29 protein-coding genes and 1 pseudogene are annotated in these 25,500 nt (G+C 42.1%); 25 read left to right on the plus strand and 5 right to left on the minus strand.

The window, feature by feature from the left end:
• Window positions 1–36: 36 nt before the first annotated feature.
• Complete coding sequence (locus E7X56_RS03020) at window positions 37–1,299, minus strand: right-handed parallel beta-helix repeat-containing protein (RefSeq protein ID WP_135604719.1); 1,263 nt, start codon at window positions 1,297–1,299, stop codon at window positions 37–39.
• A 311-nt stretch (window positions 1,300–1,610) separates the two neighbouring features.
• Here E7X56_RS03020 and E7X56_RS03025 point away from each other — a divergent pair, with 311 nt between their 5' ends.
• The 17 genes and pseudogenes from E7X56_RS03025 (at window position 1,611) to E7X56_RS03105 (ending at window position 16,290) form a co-directional block, all read left to right on the plus strand.
• A complete protein-coding gene (locus E7X56_RS03025; protein WP_135604721.1) occupies window positions 1,611–2,414 on the plus strand; it encodes a winged helix-turn-helix domain-containing protein in 804 nt (267 codons plus the stop codon).
• On the plus strand, window positions 2,414–3,199 hold the full coding sequence (locus tag E7X56_RS03030; RefSeq protein ID WP_135604723.1) for a winged helix-turn-helix domain-containing protein: 786 nt from the start codon (window positions 2,414–2,416) through the stop codon (window positions 3,197–3,199). Before E7X56_RS03025 ends, E7X56_RS03030 begins: the two co-directional genes overlap by 1 nt.
• A 30-nt stretch (window positions 3,200–3,229) precedes the next feature.
• Window positions 3,230–5,416: a histidine kinase dimerization/phosphoacceptor domain -containing protein gene (locus E7X56_RS03035; protein ID WP_135604725.1), complete on the plus strand. Its 2,187-nt coding sequence runs from the start codon at window positions 3,230–3,232 to the stop codon at window positions 5,414–5,416.
• Between the two features lies 1 nt (window position 5,417).
• Window positions 5,418–5,828 carry a response regulator gene (locus E7X56_RS03040; protein WP_135604727.1) on the plus strand — a complete coding sequence of 137 codons (411 nt, stop codon included), beginning with the start codon at window positions 5,418–5,420 and terminating at the stop codon, window positions 5,826–5,828.
• Window positions 5,829–6,490: 662 nt separating this feature from the next.
• Window positions 6,491–7,147, plus strand: a complete 657-nt coding sequence (locus tag E7X56_RS03045; protein ID WP_135604729.1) for a corrinoid protein — start codon at window positions 6,491–6,493, stop codon at window positions 7,145–7,147.
• 16 nt (window positions 7,148–7,163) lie between these two features.
• A pseudogene (locus E7X56_RS03050) lies at window positions 7,164–8,540 on the plus strand (monomethylamine:corrinoid methyltransferase).
• A gap of 253 nt (window positions 8,541–8,793) precedes the next feature.
• Entirely contained in the window at window positions 8,794–10,167 is a 1,374-nt protein-coding gene (locus tag E7X56_RS03055; protein ID WP_135604731.1) for an APC family permease, read from the plus strand.
• Window positions 10,168–10,182: 15 nt separating this feature from the next.
• Window positions 10,183–10,446, plus strand: coding sequence for a monomethylamine transporter (locus E7X56_RS03060; RefSeq protein ID WP_135604733.1), 264 nt, complete (start codon window positions 10,183–10,185; stop codon window positions 10,444–10,446).
• Between the two features lie 12 nt (window positions 10,447–10,458).
• Window positions 10,459–10,704 carry an AcrB/AcrD/AcrF family protein gene (locus E7X56_RS03065; protein ID WP_135604735.1) on the plus strand — a complete coding sequence of 82 codons (246 nt, stop codon included), beginning with the start codon at window positions 10,459–10,461 and terminating at the stop codon, window positions 10,702–10,704.
• 85 nt (window positions 10,705–10,789) lie between these two features.
• The gene (locus E7X56_RS03070) at window positions 10,790–11,266 is read left to right on the plus strand and encodes a class II SORL domain-containing protein (RefSeq protein WP_135604737.1); all 477 of its coding nucleotides are present in this window, start codon (window positions 10,790–10,792) and stop codon (window positions 11,264–11,266) included.
• A gap of 102 nt (window positions 11,267–11,368) precedes the next feature.
• Window positions 11,369–11,773 (plus strand): response regulator, encoded by a 405-nt coding sequence (locus E7X56_RS03075; protein ID WP_135604739.1) that lies wholly within the window; start codon window positions 11,369–11,371, stop codon window positions 11,771–11,773.
• A gap of 83 nt (window positions 11,774–11,856) precedes the next feature.
• Window positions 11,857–12,381: a VIT1/CCC1 transporter family protein gene (locus E7X56_RS03080; protein ID WP_135604741.1), complete on the plus strand. Its 525-nt coding sequence runs from the start codon at window positions 11,857–11,859 to the stop codon at window positions 12,379–12,381.
• A gap of 52 nt (window positions 12,382–12,433) precedes the next feature.
• The gene (locus E7X56_RS03085) at window positions 12,434–12,874 is read left to right on the plus strand and encodes a universal stress protein (protein ID WP_135604743.1); all 441 of its coding nucleotides are present in this window, start codon (window positions 12,434–12,436) and stop codon (window positions 12,872–12,874) included.
• A gap of 41 nt (window positions 12,875–12,915) precedes the next feature.
• Window positions 12,916–13,863, plus strand: coding sequence for a calcium/sodium antiporter (locus E7X56_RS03090; protein ID WP_135604745.1), 948 nt, complete (start codon window positions 12,916–12,918; stop codon window positions 13,861–13,863).
• Window positions 13,864–13,986: 123 nt separating this feature from the next.
• Complete coding sequence (locus E7X56_RS03095; protein WP_244603378.1) at window positions 13,987–14,433, plus strand: hypothetical protein; 447 nt, start codon at window positions 13,987–13,989, stop codon at window positions 14,431–14,433.
• Window positions 14,434–14,635: 202 nt separating this feature from the next.
• Window positions 14,636–14,914 carry an ACT domain-containing protein gene (locus E7X56_RS03100; RefSeq protein ID WP_135604747.1) on the plus strand — a complete coding sequence of 93 codons (279 nt, stop codon included), beginning with the start codon at window positions 14,636–14,638 and terminating at the stop codon, window positions 14,912–14,914.
• Window positions 14,915–14,928: 14 nt separating this feature from the next.
• Window positions 14,929–16,290: a PFL family protein gene (locus E7X56_RS03105; protein WP_135604749.1), complete on the plus strand. Its 1,362-nt coding sequence runs from the start codon at window positions 14,929–14,931 to the stop codon at window positions 16,288–16,290.
• A 28-nt stretch (window positions 16,291–16,318) separates the two neighbouring features.
• Here the strand turns inward: E7X56_RS03105 and E7X56_RS03110 are convergent, their stop codons facing one another.
• A complete protein-coding gene (locus E7X56_RS03110; protein ID WP_244603379.1) occupies window positions 16,319–16,885 on the minus strand; it encodes a shikimate kinase in 567 nt (188 codons plus the stop codon).
• Window positions 16,886–16,971: 86 nt separating this feature from the next.
• Between E7X56_RS03110 and E7X56_RS03115 the strand changes: the two genes are divergently transcribed.
• From E7X56_RS03115 to E7X56_RS03130, 5 genes are all read left to right on the plus strand, one after another.
• On the plus strand, window positions 16,972–17,211 hold the full coding sequence (locus E7X56_RS03115; protein ID WP_135604751.1) for a hypothetical protein: 240 nt from the start codon (window positions 16,972–16,974) through the stop codon (window positions 17,209–17,211).
• A gap of 164 nt (window positions 17,212–17,375) precedes the next feature.
• Window positions 17,376–18,482, plus strand: coding sequence for an MFS transporter (locus E7X56_RS03120; RefSeq protein WP_135604753.1), 1,107 nt, complete (start codon window positions 17,376–17,378; stop codon window positions 18,480–18,482).
• A 21-nt stretch (window positions 18,483–18,503) separates the two neighbouring features.
• A complete protein-coding gene (locus E7X56_RS11705; RefSeq protein WP_167879430.1) occupies window positions 18,504–18,671 on the plus strand; it encodes a hypothetical protein in 168 nt (55 codons plus the stop codon).
• A 107-nt stretch (window positions 18,672–18,778) separates the two neighbouring features.
• Complete coding sequence (locus tag E7X56_RS03125) at window positions 18,779–19,045, plus strand: aspartate/glutamate racemase family protein (RefSeq protein WP_256360042.1); 267 nt, start codon at window positions 18,779–18,781, stop codon at window positions 19,043–19,045.
• A gap of 118 nt (window positions 19,046–19,163) precedes the next feature.
• Window positions 19,164–19,748 (plus strand): hypothetical protein, encoded by a 585-nt coding sequence (locus E7X56_RS03130; protein WP_135604756.1) that lies wholly within the window; start codon window positions 19,164–19,166, stop codon window positions 19,746–19,748.
• 108 nt (window positions 19,749–19,856) lie between these two features.
• On the opposite strand, the gene E7X56_RS03135 is transcribed toward E7X56_RS03130, so the two are convergent.
• The gene (locus E7X56_RS03135; RefSeq protein ID WP_135604758.1) at window positions 19,857–21,293 is read right to left on the minus strand and encodes a TrkH family potassium uptake protein; all 1,437 of its coding nucleotides are present in this window, start codon (window positions 21,291–21,293) and stop codon (window positions 19,857–19,859) included.
• 277 nt (window positions 21,294–21,570) lie between these two features.
• Window positions 21,571–22,419: a YihY/virulence factor BrkB family protein gene (locus tag E7X56_RS03140; protein ID WP_135604760.1), complete on the minus strand. Its 849-nt coding sequence runs from the start codon at window positions 22,417–22,419 to the stop codon at window positions 21,571–21,573.
• A 149-nt stretch (window positions 22,420–22,568) separates the two neighbouring features.
• Between E7X56_RS03140 and rsgA the strand changes: the two genes are divergently transcribed.
• The 3 genes from rsgA to E7X56_RS03150 all read left to right on the plus strand — a co-directional run bounded on the left by rsgA (window position 22,569) and on the right by E7X56_RS03150 (window position 24,555).
• A complete protein-coding gene (rsgA, locus tag E7X56_RS03145) occupies window positions 22,569–23,507 on the plus strand; it encodes a ribosome small subunit-dependent GTPase A (protein ID WP_244603380.1) in 939 nt (312 codons plus the stop codon).
• A gap of 24 nt (window positions 23,508–23,531) precedes the next feature.
• A complete protein-coding gene (locus E7X56_RS12030) occupies window positions 23,532–23,672 on the plus strand; it encodes a hypothetical protein (protein WP_244603381.1) in 141 nt (46 codons plus the stop codon).
• Between the two features lie 418 nt (window positions 23,673–24,090).
• Entirely contained in the window at window positions 24,091–24,555 is a 465-nt protein-coding gene (locus E7X56_RS03150; protein ID WP_135604762.1) for a hypothetical protein, read from the plus strand.
• Between the two features lie 23 nt (window positions 24,556–24,578).
• Here the strand turns inward: E7X56_RS03150 and E7X56_RS03155 are convergent, their stop codons facing one another.
• Window positions 24,579–25,430, minus strand: a complete 852-nt coding sequence (locus tag E7X56_RS03155; RefSeq protein WP_135604764.1) for a class I SAM-dependent methyltransferase — start codon at window positions 25,428–25,430, stop codon at window positions 24,579–24,581.
• Window positions 25,431–25,500: the final 70 nt, after the last annotated feature.

Here is a 25,500-nt window from a genome sequence, read left to right on the forward strand (position 1 = left end):
AACAGGAAAGCAACAACCAGAACAAGAGCGTCCTTTTCATTTGATCACAACCCTGAACATAGGATACACCGTTACAGTAGAAGTCGTATCTGATGCCACCCTCCCGAAACTTCCTGATACACCGTGTCTGGCCAGTACAGAATCAATCATGAAAACTGTTCCATCAGTATATTCAACAGGAACAGTGCTACCAACGGTTTTAACTTTGTAATTGTTTTTTCCTTCAACCATGCTATTCTGAAGCACACATCCATACGCATTCCAAAAATAATATTCCACGTCATCCGACTCGAATCCTGTCACAGTGTTTCCTGTGATTATACTATTCTGGAACCGATGATATACATGATAACCTGCACCACTTGACACATCACCCCATGCATAATTACCAATCAGGGTCACATTTTCAATAGGATCATTGGTACTTTTTAGGAAACCTGATTCCTCAACATATGGTGCATCCCAGTATCGATTGTCTGCAATCACAATGTTTTCAGCCGGATCATCCAAATGAATACCACGAAGAACGTTCGAGAAGGAATTATTTCTGATGTATAGCCCATCCATTGTATTAATGGTCTGGTGTTGATAAATACCAGGGAAATCAGGTGAATCCGTAAATGTATTATTGTCAATGTAAATGTTGGTCAAATATCCGGTCAAGTCCAAGCATCCATGGAAAATAGGAGCAGTCGTATAGAGATTGTTATTTTTAATATGGATATTGTCACATACACCATATTTATAGTCTCCAATCAACGATATTTGATTCCACCTGCAATCATGGACATCGTTGTATTCAAACGTGCAGTTGGTAGATGATCTGATCTGGATAGAACTGTGATTCATAAATCCAAATTCATTGTTTGAAGCACTGCAGCCTTCGGCAAATCTGAACCTGATGCCATAATTGTAATTAATTATCTTAAGTCCCTGAATATCCCAATACTTGACCTTGTCACAATCGATACCGATGTGATCATCACCATTGTCATTAATGTCACCTCCATCAAGGGTGGGAGTACCATTATAAGCCCGTATTTTGATCGGATTTTCAGCAGTACCACTATTCACAGCATTGAAATGCTCTCCTTTCCAATTCTGACCAACATCAATGAAATAAAGAGTCTCGCCTGCAGAAAGCTGCCCGGCAGAATATGCCAGTGTTTGCCATGCAGTTGCTACTGTAGTGCCATTATTATTGTCATTCCCAATTGGTGATATATAATAATCAGTTGCTGATGCGGTTCCCGTACCCAATAAAATTGAAACCACAGCAAACCATAGCAACATTTTCATTTGCTCACTCCACGCCGAATAGTTCAATCATTCATTATATAGTATGTCTGCAACTTCAAATATAAATAAATCTGCAAAAACAATCATATTCCGTTATGAATTAAAATATTTGACAAATATTGAAAAATTTAAATTATGAACTTCTGTTAATCCTATTTTTCAATTATTTACCAAACTCAATGCATCGAAGGCCTGTAAATTGAATAATGCCAGAATAGAAACAACCTTATACAACGAATAATAACCATACAGTTGAAAATAGACAACTACAAAGCTATTAATAGTACAATACATCATAATTTAGGGGTACAATGACATCGTCACTGACAGATCATGTTTGGCTTTCTGAAAAAAGAACGAACCTGCTATTGTTGCTAATGGAAGGTCCTCGGGACATCGAACAGATCAAGATGTCGCTTAACGTGACATCACGAGGAATGATGCCACAAATAAAGAAGCTCAAAGATAAGCATCTGGTCATTGAAGAGGATGAGCACTACAAATTATCGAACATCGGAGAGCTTGTCGTTAAGAACATGCTACCCCTGATCAACACATTAAGCATGATTGCTGAGAACAAGAACTACTGGGAGCAACATGATATCAACATCCTGCCTCCCCATCTTTTCAAACGACTTCATGAACTCGGGAACTATCTGCTGCTTGAACCTGATCTTCACTATACCTTTGAGATCCCTAAAGAATTTACAGAAAATCTCCTGAAGTCAAAGGATATCATGTCGATTATCTCTTTTTACAGACCTGAATACCCAAAGTTCTATTCTGAACTTGCAAAAAGGGCAAATCGTCTTACACTGATACTTTCAGAATCAGCATTTAAAAGAATGAAGACTAACAATATGAAAGAACTGGATTTCCTTTTATCTGCAAAGAACACACAGGTCTTATTGTATCAGGGCGAAGGAAGACCGCCAGCAATTGATGTATCTGAATGGTTCATGTACATCAGTTTTTTAAATCAGAATGGAAGCTATGACCACAATGATATAATGAGCTTTGATGAAAGTGCTTTGAAATGGTGTACCGAATTGTTCGATTATTATTGTGCTCGATCTGTGGAAATAACAGATGTTGAAAAGGGTGGGGAGATATAATGGTATTAGACCTTATCGAAACTCTCTTCCTTTCAGAGAAAAGAGAAAATTTACTCCTCTTGCTTCTTAATGGGCCTGCAGATATAAAAAAGATCAACTCAATGCTCGACGTTAGTTCTTCTTCCATACTTCCACAGATAAAAAAGCTCCGGGAATCAGGGGTTGTCCATAAGGACGATAATGGAACCTATAAGCTAACAACCATAGGACGGCTTATAGTCGAGAACATGAAACCGTTATCCAGTATGTTGAAGGTTTTTGATAAATCAGATCTTTACTGGGATGATCGTGAACTGAACACCATTCCGGAAGAACTTCTTAACAACATAGGAGACCTGGGAGAGATCGAACTTGTCGTGCCTGATCTGGACCATATGTATGAAATTCCGGAAAAACTAATAAGCAATACTAGTGACTCACAAGAAATGAGCGCAATGCTATCATTTTTCCATCCTGATTTCCCCCGATTCTACAAAGATATAACGAACAGAGGAGTCGTTCTTGATCTGATAGTTACAGATTCTGTATTTGAAAGAATACAAAATAACTATAAAGAGGAAATGAAGACCATGTTGGAATCGGAAAATACGACTTTTCTTATCTGCAAGGACGAGGTCAAAGCGCCTACTTTTAATGTCACTGAAAAATGTGCCTATATCAGCTTCTTTAACAGCCAGGGAAGATACGACCACCAGGATATCATCACATTTGAGGATAGTGCAGTTGATTGGTGCAAAGAGCTCTTCTCTTACTATCGTGAACTTTCACGACCTGTCAACGAATAAAACCCATTACAAAACGTGTGTGGTTCAAGCATGGAATGGAAAGATCTGTCATTGAAATTTAAATTGGTCCTTTATATAGTAGTAGGCATTTCCTTCATATTATCAGCTTCATCAATTATTATAATTTCCACAGTCACAGAACAAGAAGAACAGCTTGCATACCATGACTCTATTCAGAATGCCAAAAGCTTCGCTCATGAGTACAATGCCGATATGAAGGCTAACATGGCAATAGCAAATTCACTGGCAGCACTTATGGTGAAATATGAGTCCGCTGACCGTAATGAAACAAATGAGATGTTAAAACAATTACTGGTAGAGAACCCACACCTCATTGGGGCATATGTTGGTTTCGAACCGAATGCCTTCGATGGAAGAGATGCTGAATTCATAGGAACGGAAGGTCATGATGAAACCGGAAGGTTTGTGCCATACTGGAATCTGATAAACGGTCCGATCAGTGTAGAACCTCTTGTAGATTATGAGACATCAGAATATTATCAGGGTCCAAAGAAACTCAAACAAAACGTGGTCACAGAACCTTACCTTTATCAGGGAGCACTGATGGTGAGCTATGATTCCCCTATTATCAGGAATGGGGAATTTGTTGGTATCGGCGGTGTTGATGTATCGTTAAACTATGTCGATGAGGCCGTAAGCAGCGTTAAAGCCTTTGATACCGGTTATCTTTTCATGGTTAGCAACGGCGGAATGCTCCTATCACATCCTGTGAACAAGGAATGGATCGGAACGACCTCCATCTATGATTTTGACATCCCACAAATAGCTATTGCTGCTGATGATATAAGGAATGGAGTTGGTGGCCATATTAACACCATCGATCCGGTAACCTCAAAAGAGGTCGTCATGTTCTATGAACCAATCGGAACCGGAAATTATGCCATTATACTTGTTGTACCACCCGAAGAGATGTTCGCAGGTGTTAACTCCATAAGATCCGATCTGATCTCCATTTACATATTCTCCATCTTCTTCATGGGATTAATGGCCTTTTTCATAGCGTCTTCATTCACAAATAGGATAAACGAGATCGTAATAGACTTCAAGAAGATATCCGGAGCAGCTATCAGAGGAGATTTGGATGTAAGGGCGAATACTGATGTTGAGATGGACCTCAAATTAATACCAAAAGGTTTGAACGATATCCTTGATTCCCTTACCAGCTATTCTAAAGAACTACAGCATTCCTATGAACTCATAAGGAAAATGGAAGCAGCCGTTAACAGTAGCAGTATCGTCGTATTCTGGTGGAAATATGAAGAGGATTATCCTGTCGAATTTGTTTCTGATAACATTGTACAACATGGTTATTCAATAGAGGAATTCACATCCGGTAAAGTACTATATGGTAATATAATACATCCGGAAGACCGGAAAATGGTATGGGATGAACTGCAAGCTTGTGCAGATGAAGGAAAGGATAATTTCCATAAAGATTACAGGATCGTTACAAAGAATGGAGAGATACGCTGGGTACATGAAGACACACACATCCAGCGAGATGAAGAAGGAAAGATCACATATTTCCAGGGCACTATTCTTGATATTACCGAACGCATTGAAGCCGAAGAGAGCCTCAAAGCAATGGAAGAAGTACGGACAAAGGAGATCCATCACCGCATTAAGAACAACCTGCAGGTCGTTTCAGGAATGCTCTATCTGGCATCCCTGAACTTCAAATACCAGGAGGTCATAGACGCCTTCAGGGACAGTGAGAACCGTGTACGCTCCATTGCACTGATTCATGAAAAACTCTACCAGTCAAAGGACCTTATTAGTCTTGATTTTGCTGATTACATTGAGAACCTGACCGATCACCTTTTCCATTCCTATAATGTAGATCAGGAAGACGTTAAACTGATATTGAACGTCGAGGATGTTTTCCTGGGAATGGATACAGCTGTCCCTCTTGGGATCATTATCAATGAACTGACATCAAATGCACTACAACACGCTTTTGAAAATGATAAAAAAGGAGAGATCAAGATCGAGTTCCACAAGAACAACGATGTCTTCACACTTCTAATTAGTAATACAGGGAAACCATTCCCCGAAACTCTAGACTTCAAAAATACAGACTCACTTGGACTTCAGCTTGTAACTAACCTGACATCCCAGATCGACGGTGAAATCGAGCTGGATAAGACCAATGGAACCAAATTCAAGATAACTTTCCGTGAGAACAATAAGGTGTAATATGAAAGATACCAGGATACTCGTAGTGGAGGATGAAGCAATCGTAGCGATGGCGATCAAAAAGAGGCTCATAACCCTTGGTTATAGTGTTTCAGGTGTCGCTGCTACAGGGAAGGATGCAATTACCAAGGTGGAAGGAACATTTCCTGATCTTGTGCTTATGGACATAATGCTAAAAGGGGACATGGATGGAATAGAAGCAGCCGAAGTGATACGAAAACGCTTCTCAATACCAGTAGTGTACCTTACAGCACATTCCGACGAGGGTACCTTGGAGAGGGCAAAACAAACAGAACCCTATGGATACATACTCAAGCCATTTACAGAAAGGGACCTAAGTAGCAATATTGAAATCGCGATACACAAACACCTGAAGGAAAAACAAAAAGAGAGCTCTGCTGGAGAAGAATAACACCTTTTCCATACCTTTAATATCATTTTTTCAAGATGCTACCTTTCACAAACCGAGTATCTGCAGGAATAGATCGCAGAAAAAGATGCTGTATCTTCCTTTGCAAGGGCGTAATTGCAAACATTTGAATGTTTGTTCAGCATGTTATCCCTAGACCTTGATTTTGTTGATCAAAAGCAAATTTGACAGTTTTGATCATTTGTGTGCTTTTTTGTGCTAAAAATGTCTGTGAGCTTCTGGCTCAAAGAGAGCTTTCAATAGCTTGTTGATGTCACTACCATGTTTAGTCGAATGAACATGACTAAGAACGTTATTAATTTTGACTGGCAAAGTTGGAATCAAAACAATATTTCCCGATACCTCCTACTAATTTCATTTTATTTTAGATATAGTAGTTTTGTCGATTTTAATGCCTTTGTCCTTTTTGATCACAATGTCAATTCGGCTTAAAACATACATTTGAAAGATAGTGTCAAATAACCCGGGTTTCGCCATATTATATTCATACTGTCTGTTCAGATGGCTAAGTGATATTTTAATGCAGATTCAAAAAACGCTATCGGCTAGGTTATATAACTTTCAGGCCAGTGTTCTATATAGTAATGCCTGCAATGATTTGGCATTGACTGGATCTAAAGTGAATAATACAAAAGGTGAAGAAAATGGGAAATCAGGAACTTTTTGACAAACTTAAAAATGCAATAGTGAACCAGGATATCAACGGCTGCCCTGCAATAACACAGGAAGCACTTGATGCAGGAATTAGTGCCTTCGACATTATAAACGAAGCACTTGCACCAGGAATGAAGATCGTCGGTGACAACTTCGAAGCAGCAACAATCTATCTTCCACAGATCATGATGTCTGCAAAGGCAATGAAATCTGCAATGGAGATCCTTGAGCCTATCCTCGCAGAAGAGAAAGGCGAAGACGAAGGTGTCGGAACCGCTGTAACATTCGTACAGGAAGGAGATATTCACGATATCGGCCACCGTCTCGTTACAACAATGCTCGGTGCAAACGGCTTTGAGATCATGGACCTTGGAACAGATATTCCAAATGAGGATGTAGTAGAAGCAATTGCAAAGAACAAGGGTAAGAAAATGCTCCTTGTCGGTTCCGCACTGATGACAACATCAATGCTCGGCCAGAAAGATGTAGTAAGGTTACTTGAAGAAGAGAACCTCAGAGATTCTGTAAAGATCATGTTCGGTGGCGCACCAGTCACAGATGAATGGATCACTGAGTGCGGTGCAGACGGCACAGCCGAAAACGCAGCAGAGGCAGCAAGAGTAGCACTTGAGCTTATGAGCGCATAAATTAGGGGACATTAAAATGACATTCACAAAATCAGTAACTTGCTTTGATTTCTATGACCGTGCACAGAAGGGTGAGAAAGCTACCCAGGATGACTGGGATCTGATGACCATTCCAATGAAGGCAATGGAACTCAAGCAGAAATACAATCTTGACTTTAGCAACGAGTTCGTTCCAACCGACAAGGACCAGATGGAGAGACTCTTCAAAGCAGGTTTCGAGATGCTCTTAGACTGTGGTATCTACTGTACCGACACAAAGAGGATCGTCAAATACACAGAAGACGAGATCTGGGATGCTATCAACAATCCACACAGGGAATTCCAGCTCGGTACCGGCAGAGATGCAGTACAGATGAAGAAGAGGTCCGTTGGTGACAAGAGAAAGCCAATCGTACAGGGTGGTCCAACCGGTTCCCCAATCTCCGAAGATGTATTCGTTCCACTCCACATGAGCTATGCACTTGAGAAGGAAGTCGACACGATCGTTAACGGTGTCATGACCTCAGTACGCGGTAAGCCACCTATACCAGGCAGCCCATACGAAATTCTCGCAGCAAAGACAGAGACAAGGCTCATCAAGAACGCAGCAGCAATGGCTGGCAGGCCAGGTATGGCTGTTTAGGGACCTGAGACCTCCCTGTCCGCTCAGGGTAACATCGCTTCCGACTGTGTCGGTGGCCAGTTAACAAGTGACAGCCACGAAGTATCACAGCTCAACGAGCTTAAGATCGATCTCGATGCAATTGCAGTTATCGCACACTACAAGGGTAACAGCGACATCATCATGGACGAACAGATGCCTATCTTCGGCGGATACGCTGGTGGCATTGAGGAAACAACCATCGTCGACATTGCAACTCACCTTAACTCCATGGTAATGAGCAGTGCAAGCTGGCACCTTGATGGTCCTGTCCACATCAGATGGGGATCCACCAACACCAGGGAAACATTGACCATCGCTGGATGGGCATGTGCAACCATCAGTGAGTTCACAGACCTTATGTCCGGTAACCAGTACTATCCATGTGCAGGTCCATGCACAGAGATGTGCCTCCTCGAAGCAGCAGCACAGTCCGTAACCGACACATCATCAGGCCGTGAGATCCTCTCTGGTGTCGCAGCTGCAAAGGGTGTCATCACTGACAAGACAACCGGTATGGAAGCAAGGATGATGGGAGAAGTCGCACGTGCAACAGCAGGTATGGACATTGATTCCGTAAACGCTGTACTCCACAAACTTGTCGCATCATACGAGGGCGACTACGCAACAGCACCTCAGGGTAAGAGATTCCAGGACTGCTACGACGTTGCAACCGTCACACCAACCGACGAGTACGTCAAGGTATACGAGGGTGCAAGGAAGAAACTCGAAGACTTCGGTCTTACATTCTAAGACTAAAATAGTACACCGATGATTTTGCCGGCGGAGAGATCGCTGGCATTTTTTTATTCGTCATTTGTCACTATTTAATGAGATAATTCATTGTCAAATCAACATAAAACAATGCTAAAGGGGGCATACGATATGGATCTGTGGACTTTAATAAACGGGGTTATTTACCTCATAGCCTTTGCCTTGATAGGTTGGATGTTGCTAAACGCTAGTAAGGTATCCAATGAATAAATAATAAGATGGAGGAGGATCAATGTCTGAAAATTCGAATGAACCGATCGAACTGGTAAAGACGCTACGTCCATACCATGTATGGGCACTTGGTGTCGGTATCGTGTTGGTCGGTGAATACATGGGTTGGAACTTCACAGTTGCAAAAGGTGGTATACTCGGTTCACTCTTTGCACTTCTGGTTGCAGGTACCATGTATATTATGGTTGCATTATGCGCTAGTGAACTGGGTTCATCCACAAAACTTGCAGGGGGACCTTATGATTGGGCAAGATTGTTCGTAGGGCCGGGTGCGGCTGCTATTGTAGGTCTTGCTGTTTATATGGAATATATTGCTCTGGAAGCTGCCGATGCTATTGTCGTAGCATGGATAGCGCAATCGATATTCCCGGAAATACAAACGTTTCCGGTCACATTGCTCGTTATCGCAGCACTTACATTTATGAATTATCGCGGAGTTGTAGCGGCATTAAATCTTAATTTTGCCCTAACATTCACTGCGTTGATCGCTATTATTGCATTCTTCTTTATGACCATCAGCGGGTTTGGTGGAACATGGCATCCTGAGTATCTTATTTCCGGTGCTATGCCAAATGGTTTTATTGGTATCTTTGCGGCACTCCAGTTTGGTCCCTGGTTCTACCTGGGTATTGAAGGAGCAGCAATGTGTGCCGAGGAATGTAAGCACCCAACAAGAGCAGTTCCTCTTGGCCAGCAGGCTGGTATGATCACACTTTTGCTTGCAGCAGGTATGACACTCTATGTCTGTGCAGGATTCATCCCAACAGCTGAACTTGGTGTTTCTGCATACCCACTATACGAAGCAGCAACACAAAGCGGAGTTAAGCTCCTGGTTGCTTTCCTTGCAATAGGTACACTCTTTACCTGTCTGGCAAGTGCGAATGGTACTGTCTGTGACTCATCAAGATCATGGTTCGCCCTTTCAAGAGATCACTTCCTTACACCATGGTTCTCAGCAGTACACCCAAAATACAGCACTCCATACAGAGCCGTTATCTTTACAATGCCAATTGCGATCGCATTTGCATTCAGTGGTTTCCTTGACCAGGTCATTACATTCTCGATCACGTCAGGATTGGTATGTTATGTGATGATCCCATTCTCCCTGATACGCTTCAGGAAGATGTTCCCGGAACACACACAGAAAGTACGTCCGTTTGTCGGACCACTGCAGCCTTATCTTGCATACTTTACCATCTTCCTTGCGATCGTGATCATGTCAACACTGAACTGGGGTTACAGCTACAACCTTGTCTTCGGACTGATATTCTATGTGGTTGCATACTTCTACTTCTCGTGGAGATACAGAAGCGTAGAATCAAAGCACGACTGGGGAGAAGACCTTGGATGGCCTGAACCTGCACACAGGAGATGAACAGGAGGAGATAAAATGGTAGATGAAGCATTGTATCATAATAAATTAAAGCAGGATGGAGGAGTAATCCTGCTGGTATTGGGACTGCTGTACTTCTCGGAGACATACATTGTCTACAATATCCTGTCAATCCTTTGGGGTGAAGTTCCAGCACTCGGTACGATCTGGCCGATCTACATAGTATTCTACCTATTGTTGATCGGTATAGAGACTATCGGATGTGTAAGGGTCTACAACTCCATCAAGGAACACATGTTCGACTTTGAGTATTATGACTGAGGAGGAAAAGACATGGCTGAAGAAGTAAAGAAAAGAGGCATGTTTGGGCAGATATTGGATATCCTGTTCATCTTCATATTAGCAGGTGTCTGCGTTGTAACTCCTGTAATAATTCAGGGAACAGTCCTTGTGGGCTGGGAAGGAACAGGTGGCATGCAGTTCGTATGGGATCCAGTGGCATATTTCGGCCTGTTGGCTGTAATAATTGTGTTCTTCGGTGTGATCCTGTATCACTCGGTGAAGAACTATAAGTTCTGAACATGTGAAATGGTTGTCAGCAAATTGCTGGCAACTATATATTTTCAAAGACCATATAATATATTGAATTAAGGGGTGAGATTCTATGACCGAACAAGTAATTAACCACCTGAAAGATCCGGAGAATATCACAGAAACCGAGATGAAGCACGTACCTGTCATCGAATCTGAAGATGTGATGACAGCAGAGGGCTTATTTGAAGTTACTGTGAGACTCGGAGAAGTCCCACATGTAATGCAGGATGACCACTATATCGAGTGGATAGAACTGTACCTGGGAGATACGAAGGTAGGAAGAGTGGAGCTTTCACCTTCCGATGAGAAAGCAGAAGCAACATTTACTGTAGAACCTACAGAAGAAATTGTTGGAATACGTGCATATGAGATCTGCCACATTCGTGGTGTGAACGTTTGTGGAGACTGTGGTACAAAAGCTGTGATCATGAAGCTTAAAGCATTAGCAAGCTGCAATGTCCATGGCCTTTGGCAATCTGTCAAGCAAGTAGAGATCATGTCAAAGAAGGTTGGTGAAGGTAAATCCTGCGCTTGGCATGCAAAATAAATTGAAATCTGATGTATGGGGGTACATCATAATAATGCCGGAAATTTCTCCGGCATTTTTCATATTTTTAAAAGTGATATTGTTTTCTAGGGAGTGGGAGCTATGAAAGAAAAGAACATCCTCATAGTGGAAGACGAGATGATCGTTGCCATGATGATCAAGCTCAAGCTTCTGGATATGGGATACAAATTTGCAGGACATGCCACATCCGGGGAAGATGCTATAAGAATGGTTGAAGAGGAAAAGCCAGATCTTATTATCATAGACATTTACCTGAAGGGGAAGATGGATGGCATTGATGCTGCAACAGAAATACTCAAGTCACACATTGTTCCAATTATCTTTCTTACCGGAGATTCATCCAGAGCTACAAGAATAAGAGCATCGATTGCAAATCCTGTTGGTTATCTTCAAAAGCCTTTTATGAATGAGGAATTAGAATATATTATAGAATCTGCCTTCCATAAGCATATGGCTGAAAAGCGGGCAGCTGTTCTGGCAGGATAATCAAGTCTACGGTTTAATGGGTACTCAGGCCGTTCTCTTCTGATCACCTACGAAAGTTCGAAGATACTGCAGAGATATTGGATATGAAGCTTAATAAAGAACAGGGAAGATACATTATTCTTGGTAGTATAGACGGTCTTCTGGCTGTGCTTGGTGTGGTAATTGGAACATCACAGGTTGTTGACGATCCATCAATTATCATAAATGCAGCCCTTGGAGGTGCGGTCGCTCTTGCCATGACCAATGGTATTGGATCGTATCTTGCAGAGAGTGCCGTCGAATACGGGAACCTGGCTGAACTCGAAAAACCCTTGCTAAGGAGTCTGGAATCAACTGATCTGGAGGTCCGGACAAAGAAGAAGATATGGAATGATTCCATAGCTCATGGAGGTTCGAGCTTTTTGGGATCCCTTGTCCCGATCTCACCATTCTATTTCTTTGATGAGATGGCTCTTGAGATAGCTGTCGTATTAAGCATCTCTGTTCTCGCCATACTGGGGATCTACTCAGGGAAGATAGCAAAGCAAAGTATCATAAAACATGCTGTGAGAATGGTTGGGCTTGGGGTGCTGATCGTTGCTGCTGTTACAGTACTCGGACTGGAATAAAAGGGAATCCGGTAAATAGATGGAACACAAATAAACTAATGGAGTTGTCATTATGGGGGATATAGCATACAGGAACATCCTTGTTCCAATAGATGAAAGACAAATGTCAAAGAGGGTTGTCGACCATGCACTTCATGTTGCAGAAAAAGAAGGCGGCAATCTCATGATCGTCTATGTGGAAAAAAAGAAGGAACTTGAATCCATCTTTCCAAAAGAGCTCTCCGAGAAGATGCTGGCAGTTGTCAAAGAGAACATCGAAGCTAATATGGAATATGCAATAAGCGAAGCTAAAAAAATAGGAATCACAGCTGAAAAGATCATTCTCAGCAGCGAGGATATCGGTGGCGACCTTATCAGGATCGCTGAAGAAAAAGCTGTGGACCTTACGGTCATGGGATCCGAGTCTCTGAGGAGAGATCCGCTTGGCAGTCTCACACGCTGGATAATTGCAGCAGATGTAGGACCTGTACTTGTTATTACCAGCGAGGACTGAGACATTCAGTTTAAATGTAATGGAAAGCTATAGGGTAGACCATGGTGATGTCGACTTTATTGCTTTTCCTGTTAGGGCTTATTCTGATTACCAAAGGAGCGGATTGGTTCATCGAATCCGCAGTATCGATTTCAACAAAAAGTGGCCTCCCAAAGATCATTATAGGCGCCACAATTGTAAGCTTTGCCACAACTGCACCTGAGTTCACCGTTTCTGCAATAGCTGCATACATTGGCCACACGGACCTCACCATAGGAAATGCAGTGGGCTCAGCTATCTGTAACATCGGCTTGGCACTGGGATTGGTCATAACCATCAAGGCAATACCCATGGAAGATGGAGCATTCCTCCATAAAGGTGCCATCATGCTCTTTTCAGGACTCACTCTTATAGCTTTAACACTGGATGGTAATCTGACATCAAGTGATGGTCTGATACTGCTTGCTATTTTCGTAGGTTTCCTTTACTACAACTACCGCCTCCAGTCTGCAATATTCAATGGATCTGAAAAGAAGCGGGAAAAGCTATCCCTGAAAGAAATGAAATCTGAAATCTTTTATTTCATACTCGGCTCAGCCTGTGTGGTTATCGGCAGTCGCGTACTTGTAGACACCGGAACTGAGATCGCATACTGGCTGGGAATACCTGAAATGATCATCGGCCTGACACTTGTAGCCCTTGGAACATCGCTGCCGGAGCTTATAACTGCTGTATCTGCAACATTAAAAGGACATCAGGACCTCTCCATAGGCAACATCCTTGGTGCCAATACAATGGACATTGCCATGATACTGGGATTCTCTTCACAGATCCGCGACCTTCCTATTCTCGATCAATCCATTAGCTACGACTTCCCGGTTATGATCCTCATCATGTTGATGCTGGTCATCTTTGGAATAACAAGAAAACGGCTTGACAGGTGGGAAGGCGGTGTGATCCTGATCACATACTTTGCCTATCTTGCAGGTCTTTTCATCTTCTATAATTGAAATATAGGTGTTTCCCGTAAACACCTACTAATTCCATTTTATTTTAATATCTCTAAAATAAGATGGCATTAGCCCTCGATATGCTTAAATCCTAACAAGCTGAATTTTTTATGAGGACTTATCATGAACAAAATGTGGTTGATATTATTGATCGCTATCACTATGGTAGCTGCAGGATGTGCTGGCAATGATGCTGAGACAACGACCTACACTGACGATGATGTGGAAGTTACTCTCACAACACCGGAAGATGCTGAAGGACAGTGGTGTCCTGTAGGATCTACTTGGGATGCAGTGAACCCACAAACCGGTGAAAGCATGTCAATGGAGATCGTCGGAACTGAGGTAATTGACGGAGTAACATTGTGCAAAGCAGTAGTCGAGATAGATCCTGTTGTTGAAGATATTGTAAAAATGGAATACCTGTGGTCAGAAGAAGGGGACATGGTCATCTGGACCAGTTATGATGCATCTGGAAATGTCATATCAAAAATGACGATCATCGATGGGGCTATGACCATTACCGATGAGAATGGCGAAGTGATGAACTTCGGCATGACAGGGCAATAATGTGCTTTTGTGGATATGCGGTATTTTCCGCAATATTCACCTTTTTCTTCACACTTATTCACATTTCAATTTGAATCCCTGGATCAATTTGATATTTTTGTTTTCCCGGACTATTTTCTTTACAGAAGGTAAAGAGCTATAATCCATCACATAGTATAGCTCAGCATCACATTCAACTAATCATTTAAAGAAGGATAGAGAAATGACCTCAACCCGCTTCATAATCACTGTTATCGGTATCGACAAGATAGGTATTGTTGCTAATATCACAAAGGTGATGGCAGATTTCAATGTAAACATCGTTGACATCAGCCAGACCATTATGGAAGACCTGTTCACCATGATAATGCTGGCAGGTGTGAAAGATGAGAACTTCGATCTCAAAGCATTCCAGAAAGCAATGTCTGATGAAGGAGAAAAACTTGGGGTGGAAGTACGTGTCCAGCACGAAGATGCATTCCGCTTCATGCACAGGATCTAAAAGGAGGATATCTCATGCTTGTCCATCCAGAAGAGATACTGGAAACCATCCAGATGATCAAAGCGGAGAACCTCGATATCAGGACCGTTACAATGGGTATCAACCTTCGTGGTTGCTGTCACAATGATATCGATGTGCTCAATGAAAGGATCTATGAGAAGATCACCAGTTATGCAAAGAATCTTGTCAGGACTACAGAAGAGATACAGAATCTCTATGGCATCCCCATCATCAATAAGCGCATAGCTGTAACCCCGATAGCTATCGTTGCCGAAAGCTGTGATACGGATGATTATGTGTCCATTGCAAAGACACTTGATCGTGCAGCAGAAGATGTGGGAATTGATTTTATTGGCGGTTTCACTGCTCTTGTGCATAAAGGAGCAACTCCCGGAGACATAAAACTTATCAATTCCCTTCCGCAGGCACTTGCAAGTACAAAGAAGGTCTGTTCATCCATCAACGTAGCTACCACAAAAGCAGGCATCAATATGGACGCGGTGGCAATGATGGGAAATATCATCAAAAAGACTGCTGAAGCAACAAAGGATGATGATGGAATAGGATGTGCAAAACTCGTTGTCTTTGCCAATGTCCCGGAAGATAATCCGTTCATGGCTGGCGCATTCCACGGCATAGGTGAACCTGATTGTGTGATCAACGTCGGTGTCAGCGGTCCGGGAGTCGTGAACTCCACCATCAGGGAACTTAAGGATCCTGACCTTGGGGAAATATCAGAAGCGATCAAGAAAACAGCTTTTAAGATCACAAGGATGGGGGAGATGGTCGGAAGGGAAGTTTCCCGTCGCCTCAATGTTGAGTTCGGCGTTGTGGACCTGTCCCTGGCACCAACACCTGAGATCGGTGACAGTGTAGCTGCTATCCTTGAAGCAATGGGGCTGCAGAACTGCGGGACCCATGGAACCACAGCAGCTCTTGCACTTCTCAATGACGCCGTGAAAAAAGGTGGATCAATGGCATCCTCCTATGTCGGAGGCTTAAGCGGTGCATTCATTCCTGTAAGCGAAGATGCTGGCATGATACATGCCGTTGAGATCGGTGCGTTGAGCCTTGAAAAACTCGAAGCTATGACAAGTGTTTGCTCTGTAGGACTGGATATGATAGCCATTCCCGGTGATACAACGGCATCCACGATCTCTGCCATCATTGCAGACGAGATGGCCATCGGCATGATCAACAAGAAGACAACTGCTGTGCGCCTGATACCTGCACCAGGAAAAAAGGTTGGTGACAACGTGGAGTACGGTGGACTTCTGGGACGCGCACCTGTTATGGCCGTCTCTGAATTCAGTTCAGAGGAATTTATAGGGCGCGGTGGAAGAATACCTGCACCTATACAGGCACTTACGAACTAATGTTCAACGTAAAGAATGAGTAAGCAGATCAACTGCCATTTTTCTTGAAGCAGATAGCAATGATCCTATCTGCAATGGCACTTTTTCTTTCACCCTTTTCTATTTTGATGTGGACGTCCAGGTATTTTTCATATAGCACCTTACGCTCATGATAAAGCTCTTTCAGGCTTTTATCCTTTAAGCCCACAACTCCTCTTTTAGATGGATCTATCCTGCGAGCTATCCATCCAAACGGAGCATCCAGATAAACAACAGTTGAGATAGACCTCAGATGCTCCATGGCAACTTCAGAATAGATCATACTACCTCCTGTTGCAATGATGCAACTTTCCAATGGTTCAAGATCAAGAACAACTTGTTCCTCCAATTCAAGAAAGGCAGCATCTCCAGAATTATCAATGAATGATTGCAGGCTCATACCTATCCTTTTCTTAATGAGATCGTCGACATCAACAAAACCATAACCCAGTTTCTTTGAAAGTAACTTCCCAATTGTGGTCTTGCCCACACCTGACATTCCGATAAGCGTGATGTTCATATTTTTCTCATTTGTAGTTTTCTCAAAGATTATCAGGATCGAATAAATAATTTTCATAAATAATAAATGCAATTGTAAATATATATTTATAAATATAAACAAATACCTAGTTAAGTTTATATTCTAAAAATCTCCCCTTATTTATGGGAGAATCCAAAGTGGATCAGTTAAAGGAAAGTCTGTATGGAAACCTGTCTACAAATGGGCAGAAAATACAGACACCAATAGGTCATGCATTGCGCATGGACACTGATTTTAGCGTAAGAACTCCTAAAGGAACTCTGAAGGGAAAAGCCGGAGATTATATAATTAAGCACAAAAATGGCATGGTCTCCATAATTAAATCATATGTTTTCAACAAAAGATATGACATCTTACGCTAAAAAGAATTCAATTGGCATTCTAATGAAAAAATGAATTGCTATACGGTCTTAGTTGATGCTATATGCGTATCCGGCCGGGAGCCTGACCAGAAATATCGCTCTTTTAAAATCCTTGTCAGGATGTAAAAGCTTATCTAACTTCCAGAGGAATAACAGACACTATCATGGATCATGAAAGGTTCTTACTTTATTCTTCCGCTTTTGTAATAATGGGACTTTCAAATGCAGTTGTACCTATACTGCCTGAGCTTGCTGCCACCGGACAGACAACAGCTGTTACCTCAACAAGCCTGTTATATTCATCTTTCTTCCTGGGTGCACTTTTCACCCTGCTCCCATTCGGCATTCTCAGTGACAGATTTTGCAGCATGAAATTTGTAGTACTTGGATTGATACTTTCATTCACATCAGGAATTGCTATAGCCGTCACAGATGATTTCATGGTCCTCGTGCTGGCACGCTTTATTGAGGGAGCATCATGCGGTGCGTTCTTCCCTGCTGCATTTTCAAGGTTAGCACTGTTCACAAAAAAGATGCGATACATAGGAGAATTCAACTTTCTGATCAATGGAGGGCTTGCTGCCGGTGTCGCACTCACTGGCTATCTTGCGGATATCAGCATCAAATATGGAATATACTTATTTGTTATACTAACCGCCTTTACCCTCGTTTTCGCATTCTATCATATGGTCTGCCCTACCGGAAAACAGGATAAAGGAAATGTACCAGGAACGGGCTCAATGTCAGCAAGATCCTATCTCTCATTCGTTACAAGCAAGAGTTCACTCAGTATATGGACCATTTCGTTCCTGCTTGCAGGATCAAGTGGTGTGCTCGTATCCCTTTATCCGGAGTATAGCAGCGACTTTCTGACAAAGACCGAACTGGGGATAGCCATCTCACTATTATATCTATCTACCATGATCTCATCGATCACAATAGCACGTTTTAATTTTAGCTACGATGAGCTGATAAAAAAAGGGATCTTTATAACAACATTAGGAATCCTTGCAACCATATATTTCCCTATGGCAGGATTTACTGTAATAGGTCTTGGATCAGGGATCATGCTGCTTGGACTTCCACTGGCTATCACGACCATGAAGATCGATCATGGAATGGCAATGGGCATTTACAATACCTGCATCTATGCCGGACTGGCATTGATGCCCCTGATAGCAGGAGCGTTCACAGGGTTTTTTGATATCGAGACGATATTTATAGCGACCGCATTACTATTCGGTGCAACTGTGCTCCTGAATGGAAAATAAATCGAAAATGGAGGATAGAAGGTGCTCTCCCATTGGCCTGAAAAAGTTCCTGAAGAAGTATTTCCGAATGCTGCTCTAAAAAAGAAGATCGTAAGGTCAGCATACAGACGTATCTCTATGATGAGGGGACACATTGCCATAAATACATTCATTCCTATCCTGAAGTTTCGCTTGAATGGAATAATATAAAAGTGATGGATAAGCCCTGATAAAACTAATGTATCTGGATATGGTTCACATCTAAAAGGTACTTTGTACTGGATTTAGATCTAAAAGTATAGGATTGGATCGAAATAATAACTCCAGATGAAGAATTACAGGAAAAAGTCATGAATTCAATTTATGGAGAGGAAGGGATAAAAGCAGGATATATAGAGGGAAGTGCAAGGAACGATATTTTAGAAGTAATTGAAGTGCTGATCAAAGAGGGTGCAGAAGGCATAATACTTGGTTGCACTGAACTTTCATTGATTTCAATTAAAGAGGAAGTACCTGTTCCATTGATAGATCCTTCACAGGTCTTAGCAGAAGTTGTGGTCAAAAAGGCAAGGTTGCAGATATGACTTTGGAATGCTATGAAAAGTAATATACTAATCTCAAGCCTGCACTCGTTCCTGAAGAGAATTGATATCACTAAAACCAAAAGGTATATACTATTATATACCCCATATAAATAATAGTATGTCTGAAAATAAAGGTACGCCTGAAAATGAAATAGTAGTGATCGGAAAGTACGTTGCCAGTTCAGACAACTACATTACCAAAGAAGGCTTTTTTGCTAAAAAGGGCGACAAACTCGTAATTTCTCCTGAAGAGCTTAGCTGTTATGCACCTCAGGTCATAGAAGGTGGCAGGTGTGAAAAAGCAGGAAGCAATTGGCGTTTCTTTGATGACGAACAGGATGCTGACTTACAAAACATTACTCTCATTTATGATGACTTCCAGGACTCTCTTCGTGTCTATAATTGTAAAAAACTAAAGAGAATATTTGGAGAACTTTCAGGATATTGTTTAGTGGACAATAGTTTTATTGGAACTGACGCTGTGTGCCTGTTAGAGGAATACGGAGGGCACCCCATTCAAAAAGAGGATTTCTGTATTTCATGCATTCCCCTTACTGATGAAGAGATCAAGAAATTCAAGGATTCAGTAGAGAAATATATCAATCACTATTATGATGCTAAGTTCTGTGGCTATAATACTGAAGAAGACTCACGCCTGAAGTGGTTTTTGGGTTCAATAAAAGAACTCATCGGGAATTTCTGACTTTGTCCGAGCAGAGCACGAACTCTTTTTAGTATTTTTGATCTTGCTTTGCAGAGGGCAAGATCCAAACAAATCAAAATTACCAGGATACACCAACTCCCATTTCTCTCACCGCCTCCAGAAAGCCGGTGTCAGTATTACCATGACTGTGAACACTTCAAGTCTTCCAATCCACATATTAGCGGTGAGGATCAGCTTGCCAAGGTCCGGGATGGAATCAAAGCTTGCCATCGGACCTACAAGGCCGAGACCGGGACCAACGTTGCCAAGGGTTGCAATGGAAGCACTCAGGGAAGTGACGAAATCCATTCCCATCAGTGAGAGCATAGTCGAGCTGACAACGAAGATCATGAAATATATTACCATAAAGGAAACGATGGAATGTATGACATCTTCAGGTACTGTTTTGCCGTTAAAGCGAACCGGTACGACAGCTTTTGGATGAAGTACTTTAAAAAGTACTTTCTGTGCGTATTTTAGTAGAAGAAGCAGACGTACTACTTTCACACCACCTGAAGTGGAACCTGCACATCCTCCTATGAACATCAGCAAGAAGAGGATGAACCTGGATGAGTCCGGCCAGAGATTGAAATCCGCTGTTGCATAACCGGTGGTCGTAAGAATGGAAATGACCTGGAAACTGCTGTACCTGAAAGCATCAGCAAGCGAATAAACCTCGGTCCTGAAGAGCATATATGCAAGAACAAGGGTCGCTATCGCAATTATCGAGAAATAGAACTTGAATTCCTGATCCTTTATCAGGCTCGTTCTATCAGAGAATATCGTTTTGTAATGAAGGGCAAAGTTTGCTCCTCCAAGGAACATGAAAACTATGAAAATACCTTCTACCAGAGGATCATTAAAGGCTGCTATGCTGTCTGAATAAGGGGAAAAACCGGAACATGAGATGGATGTGAATGTATGGGTGATGGAATCATAAAAGGATAATCCTGCAAGGTCCAAGACGATCACTTCTGCAACTGACAACGTGATGTAAACGAGCCACAAGATCTTGGCAGTCTCCCTGATCCTCGGTCGCAGTTGTTCTTCGTGAAGACCCGGAACCTCCGCACGGAACATCTGGCGGCCTGCAATGCCGAGTTTTGGCAGGATAGCAATGAACAACATGATAATTCCCATACCACCAAGCCACTGGGTCATACCTCTCCAGAAGAGCAGGCTTCTGCTATGACTCTCAATATCGCTAAGTGCTGTGGCCCCGGTAGCCGTTACCCCGGACATGGATTCAAATAAGGCATTTAGCGGAGGTACGCCTTCAAGCATATAGGGTAATGAATAGATAATTGCAGCAATAAGCCAGCCCGATGCCACAATAAAAAAACCTTCCTTCATATTCCATTCCTCTTCTACTTTTGTGAAGAACAATGAAAAAACGAAAGCAACAAGTACTGTGATGATCAGAGGGAAACCAAAAGTAAAAAGCGGTTCATCATAATAAAAAGCTACAAACAATGGAACAACCATAAATGCGGCAAGCAGCCAGAGGATAGAACCCAGTACGCCCAGAACTACATTATATCTCAAACCGATCACACCACATTATATTAGCATATTAACATCTTCGTTTTTGCCACATGAAGGGTATATGCATATTCAATCTCTTTACAAAAACCCGGGAAATTCAATCCCTATTTTGTAAAACATTCTTCATGTAGATATCCATCCAATTTATTTAGGTGTTCTGTGCAGGTTCTTTAGAGGAATAACATGTGACATTTTGAACTCAGTTGATCAGGGGGTGAAGGTGTATGGCTATAGCCCAATTATTATTGAATACATAATTGGACAAGGTACAAAAGTATCATTTATCCCCAACAATCTGGTGTTCAATATCTGAATAGATTTTGATAAATTCGGCCATTAGTGTTACGATAATAGAAGAATAATACAACCACAAAAAAATCGCAAGAAAAGCCCCAATTTGTGTATAGACCGTTGTTAAATTGCTATATGAAAGATATAAGCTAAAAAGATATTTGCCAATGGTAATGAAAAAAACAGTAAGAAATGAACCTATAGCAATATACTTAATGTCGATCTTCTTTTCAGGAAGCGTCTTGTAAAGATAGATAAAAAGGACTGTAAGTACGAAGACGTTTGCGATAGAAGAAGCATATTGGATAATATCCAGAGAAAATGGAATAATGGTCGTAAGTATTTTTGAGATTACTACTAAAAATATCTCGGCAAGAATGCTCATGATCAGTAACAAGCTAAATATAAAAACCGCAACAAATGAAGAAATACGTTTATTAAAAATTCTTCGAACAAATCCTTTTTTATACTCTAAAACTCCCCACATCTTATTGATCGTTTTCTGGAAATGCAAAAAGATGTTGCCGGCACTCCAAAGGAAAAGTAAGAAACTGATCATCAATCCAAAGGTAAGGGAACTTGTTTCAGGTAATTGCTGAAAAAGCAGGTTCAATGAGTTTATGATTTCTTTATCTGCAAAAGGTGAAATATACTCGATAATTGTTGCTTGAAGTCGTTCCACTTTCAGGAACATTCCACCAATGGATAATGAAAACAAAAGCAAGGAAGGAAGACTGAGTATTAAATAGAATGAGAGAGCTGCACTGAAAGATATTCCGTCGTCAGCGTTCCACTTTTTAATAGTTTGTACAACCACGCCCCTGAACTTTTCCATAAAAAGTAATTAACGTATAGCTACAATTAGTTTATGATACCAAAAATCCAGATACAGATGAATATAAAGGCCATGAAACTGACAAAAAGCAGTAGCACGTCCAAACACAATCAAAAGACCTATTCATGATTAAATTATAATTACTTCTAATGGACGAACGATCGGAATTCAAAATGCCTGAAAAATCCTATCCTGATCTTTCTGATTCGATTCCCGGCTGGGATGACATGCTTGAATATGCATTTTCTGCTTACAAAGGCCCGTACATAGCCGGAAGAGTTGCAGCTCAGCATAAGACTGTCTGCGATATTCTCATTTCAGGTGCTATGATCCAGGCAGCGATCTCAGGTGCTATGCGCCGGATCGGTAAACAGCCGGTTGTCGGGGATTTTGTTGTTCTGCTGGACCAGGCTGAACTGAACTCATATACGATCGTGGATATCCTTCCCCGAAAGACCTGTCTTGCAAGAGGTTCTCCGGGAGATAGCAGTGAAGAACAGGTTATCGCTGCAAATATTGATACTATTTTCATTGTTACAGCAGTCGGCAAGGATCTCAACCTGCGAAGACTTGAAAGGTATCTCACTATTGTTTATTCATCCGGCGCAAAGCCCGTTATTCTGGTAAATAAGATCGATCTTGTTGATGATCTGGCACAGCTGATAAAAGAAACACAGGACATTGCAGGCGATGTCCCTGTTATTGCTATCAGCGCCCTTTCAAAGAACGGACTGGATGCACTTCTTCCTTATATCAATCCTGATGAAACGGTAGCACTTATCGGTTCATCCGGAGTTGGTAAATCCACACTTATCAACGCTTTTTTTGGTGAAACTATCCAGAAGACCATGGGTGTCCGGGAAGATGATGATAAGGGGAGACACATAACCACAGTAAGGCAATTGTTCCTTCTTCCAAACGGCGGGATCTTCATTGACAATCCTGGAATCCGGGAGATCCAGCTTGGGGACAGTTCTGACGGAATTGAAAGAACATTTTCGGATATTACAGATCTGGCTCACAATTGCAGGTTCAAGGATTGCACACATCATGATGAACCTCATTGTGCTGTCCGGAATGCAGTATAGCAAGGACTCATCACACCGGAAAGGTTGGACAGTTATCACAAATTGACCGATGAACTTGCCTTCCAGTCCGAAAAAGCCGAGCTTGGCCTAAAAAGACTCGAGAAGAAAAAGTACAAAGGAATGACACAAAGTGCCAGAAAATACCGGGAATTTACCGGGAAATAAGAAGTTGATGATGAATTCATCAAATACCACAAATCCGGAAGACATCTCGCTGGAGCCGTGGGCAAATATCGGAATTGAGCAACCGGACTCAGAAATACTGGAAATCTACCGGCTGGAGTAGCACATCGGCACCCTTCCGCAGGTAGCAGAAGACATCCGCAACCTGATCACCCGACTGGAGATATGTCATTTCAAATTTGGGCGCCATATCCTGTGGATAATTGAATCCATTGGGAGGCTGAAAGTCAATCTTGATCCTGATTCAATCGGCAAGGCACATCCAAAATACGGAGAAAATGCCTGACAAGCTGACAAGACCGGCAGAAATCGGAAAGGGCAGGAGTATATCTGGGTACTGCAAACATGGTTTCGAGGAGAAGAGTCACAGGAGAAGGATCCGAGAGGCATTCCCGGAAAGTTGTTCGAGGAAGTGCACAACTCACTGGGTGAGGGAGACAAACACAAAGAGGCACTCGTTTCAGCACTTCTGGACAGACTCCTGTGGAATTTCGAAACTGAACGAAACACATTAGCCGAAGAGTTCGAAGATCTCATTTACCAGATAGATCGCACCGACATCTGCCATTATGCATTCCCTGAAAATATCAAAAAGACGATCGGAGCCATAGGAGAATTAAGCCCATCACCGGACTTCGAGGACTGTGATTCGTCTGATGAGGAACATCAAAAGATAGCCTTGCAGTATTTTACACATCTGACTGCGTGGCTACAGGGCGAGATTAACGAACCTGGAAGGACGCTGGGTAAAAAAACACTTCTGAAAAGATGGCTGGTCGCATGTCTGGCAAAGACGATAAAGGAACTTGCGGGGCTTGAGGAAAATATGTCAGAACTCAGTGGTTCCGGGGATCTTAGCAATTAAGCAGAATGCTAAATATTGGAACTTCAGACTTTCCTGCCAACACCAAGAACATAACCAACATACTTCGAAGTGGACCTATTCCTTATCAGGATCCTTTTACCCTTACTAAGCTGTCGAAACCTGCTCCTGATCTTCTTACTTGATAATGTATATCTGGTCATTCCTATCATCAAGCTCATGAACAGCCGGGCAAATTTTCCGAAACCGCCCATTGATCTGCTCATCAGTTTTAGATCCTTTTCACTCACAGAGACTTTATTTTTGTACACGTGAATATCGCTCAATCCCGCTTTTTGAAGCCACTGTTCCCAATTCTCAGGGGAAGGAAGTGAAAAAGGCAACTGCGTGATCTCACCAAAGATGCGTTCAGCCTCCATGATCTCTTCCTCTGCGGCTGGAGGGATATTCGCATCCCTGTACATCTCATTGATTCCCACCATGCCTCCGGGCTTCAACACGCGTACGAATTCCCTGAATGCCCTGTTCGTATCCAGGAACTGTGACACGAACTCAGTGATCACCACATCAAAAGTATCAGGCTCAAAGGGCAGATCGTAGGCATCACCTATGCGGAATTCCACTTTATCCATGAGGTCTGCCGCTTTTGCTCTCTCCTTTGCCTTCCTTATGGATACCTCTGCAATATCGACACCAACAACAGAACAACCAAAGCTTTGAGCCACAAAACACGCACTGAACCCTGTGCCACATCCGACCACTATTACCTTGCTGTCCTTGTTGACCTGGCACAGTTCAGCCAATCGTTTCGTTGATGTCAAGCCACCAACATGAAAATACGGCACCCCAAGTTGGCTCATGAAATCATAGTAACCCAGATCATCGATCTCTTTCATTGAAAGGTCGCTTTCTTGCATAATGAATCACTTGAACAGTCAAAATAAATATATGTGCTCCTTATGAATTCAATGGTCGATAAAGCCACAT

It is taken from the genome of Methanococcoides sp. NM1 (assembly GCF_900774285.1).
GTDB classification, from domain to species: domain Archaea; phylum Halobacteriota; class Methanosarcinia; order Methanosarcinales; family Methanosarcinaceae; genus Methanococcoides; species Methanococcoides vulcani.